The sequence below is a fragment of the Brevibacillus sp. HB1.3 genome (genome assembly GCF_013186635.1).
In the GTDB taxonomy this organism is placed as follows: Bacteria; Bacillota; Bacilli; order Brevibacillales; family Brevibacillaceae; genus Brevibacillus; species Brevibacillus brevis_D.
Genome location: NZ_JABMIT010000025.1, coordinates 1 through 2,537, shown reverse-complemented (window position 1 = coordinate 2,537; position 2,537 = coordinate 1). Strand labels below are relative to the sequence as shown.

Below are 2,537 nucleotides of genomic sequence, written 5' to 3'. Positions count from 1 at the left end.
ATGTATTAGGCACGCCGCCAGCGTTCGTCCTGAGCCAGGATCAAACTCTCCAATAAAGTTTGAAGATGAATCTGACTTCAAGTAAAACACAAGCTTATTTTCACAGATTAATTCTATTCCGGTTTTCAAGGAGCATTTTATACCATCTGTGCCTCAAGCAGAGGCGACGTTTCTTAATATAGCATAGACTAAAACCTAATGCAATAGGGAAAACTAAATAAGTTAAAAAAATGACGTCAAAACAAAGGAAGTGGACAAGGGTGCGTGTAGTCAGCTACAACATTCATAGCGGACGTGACCTCTGGTGGCGAAACCGACTGAATGAAATGACTCTGACCTTAAAGGGCTTGCAACCAGACATCATCGGTCTTCAGGAAGTTCATCAAAACGGGAAGTATGGGTATCAAGCGAGCTACATCGCCGATCAATTACAATATCATCTAGCCTTTTCCCCTTCGATCCCGATAGGAGATGGGTATTACGGCAATGCGCTACTATCGAAGTACGCGCTTGAAAATGTCGAGGCAATCGTTTTACCAGCCAGAAAAGAACAGCGAACCCTCCTGTATGCATCCTTTCAAGGATTCGGACGTACGATTACACTTTGTGTTACACACTGCAGCTTAAATCAAGTAAGCAGACTAGCCCAGCTACAACTCATGTCGACATTGATACAGCAACACGCAAAAGCCCCATTACTCCTAATGGGGGATTTCAACGCGAGTAATGTGTCCTTTACTCCATACCTGATGGACTGTGCCCTTGTCTCAGGTCAGGAAAAAAAACCAACGCTTCCTGCTTTCCGCCGACGCATGGACTATATTTTTGCTTCTCATCACTGGAATATCGAGCACTACGAGCTACTAGCTGTCAATTGGTCCGATCATGTCCCGATCATTGCGGATTTGAGGCTGACGGAACCCCCAGTTCACGGAGAATAAAGTCTTTGACATCTACCAGTCTAGCAGGGAGTGGAAACAACTCCGAAGCCCCTGCAATCACTAGCGGAATCAGAGAATCTTGCTTATGCAAGGATCCATGGCTTCCTCCACCTAAATGCGTGGGTGCACATTCCGATAATAATTCATAGCTCTTGGCAGCAGTAACAACTACCACGTCACCAGTCTGTGAGAATAATGCCCCGTATAGTCGAGAAAAAGCATCCGGGTATGTATCAAAAGAAAGACACTCCCCATCATATTGCACATCCAGCACAGTAACATCTCCTTCAACGGACCAAGAAGAACCATAGGCATCTTGATACTCCCCGTTTCGCCAAAAACACATTTCCTGTTGCGTTCCGCCCCGACGCACCTTTACCTTCTGGCCCTCTTTCCAAGCAATCAAATCAATTCTTTCTTCCACACTAACCGCTTCTACAATAGAAAGTGGATCCGTTCCATTCACTGGATATAAATATGCCATACGCTCATTATTGCAAATGACTACTTCCACTTCTGATGTCACATCCGTACCAAGCGGATGGACCGAAAAATTCGCCAACAGATGATCCAGCGGAATATTGTGGTCCTCACTTTCTCCGATGACGGTCTGCCCATGATCACTAATCAAAATGCATACATTTCTCTCCAGCATTTGCTCCCATGATGCGAAGCTATCCAGCAAACGGGCCAATTGCTTGTCCACATCTGCCAAGTGTTGTACGGCATCCTCAGGGGACTTGTGGAGTTTATGATCATTCTCTGGCAGATAGACCAGCGTAAAATGTGGCTGATGACCGCTGCGAATCACCTCAATCATCACATCGATTGCATAAGTATCATTAATTCCGTAGCCTTCTAAAGCTGATTGAGAGAAATCCCATGGGACGGTACGAAATAATGCTGGGCTCACCAGTGTCCCCATACTCATGATCGTTGGACCACTCACCTTTTCGCGCAGGGAAAAAGATGTAATTGTATCAAGCAAGGTTGGCATTTTCACCTTATGCTTCTTATGTCCGCGATGGGCGATCACATTGATGGAACCGGATACAAGTTTGTTTTCTTCCAGTACTTCATGAATGGTTTTGACATCCTTGCTCAGATGACGTTCATTCAAATCAAAAAGGACGTTTTCGGCACAGCTTGAGATGCCTATTTTTCGGATAGAAGCGACCCCATTAATATAATTCACCATTTGTTTCTGCTCTACATCATACCAAACTAAACCCGGTACTTTGTGCTGATCGGGGTAGACTCCCGTAATGAGAGAGCAATCTATCGAAGCCGTCATTGTAGGGAAAACGGTCACACAATCTGGTATGTACTGGCTATGCTCCATGAAAAACCGAAGCGCTGGTGCTTTATTGGCAGCAATGCATCGCTCCAGAACATCAGGCATCATGGAGTCGATCAGGAATAGTATGACCTTTTTCATCCGGCTGCCACCCTTCTCTTCGTAATAGCAATAATCATAGTCGCACCTGATAGTGTTCGATTTTGCATGACCGAGTATACGCCTGAAAAAGAAAAAACCCCTGCTCGCCATGGTCAAGACCCCAATTCGTAGACATTAAGAAAAACCCCGGCCTTTAG

At 45.2% G+C, this 2,537-nt stretch carries 2 protein-coding genes; one reads left to right on the top strand and one right to left on the bottom strand.

Annotated elements, in window-relative coordinates:
* Positions 1-260: 260 nt before the first annotated feature.
* A complete protein-coding gene (locus tag HPY31_RS28415; protein WP_172143294.1) occupies positions 261-941 on the top strand; it encodes an endonuclease/exonuclease/phosphatase family protein in 681 nt (226 codons plus the stop codon).
* Here HPY31_RS28415 and HPY31_RS28410 read toward each other — a convergent pair.
* Entirely contained in the window at positions 895-2,379 is a 1,485-nt protein-coding gene (locus HPY31_RS28410) for an alkaline phosphatase family protein (RefSeq protein WP_172143293.1), read from the bottom strand. The genes HPY31_RS28415 and HPY31_RS28410 overlap by 47 nt on opposite strands.
* Between the last annotated feature and the right edge of the window lie 158 nt (positions 2,380-2,537).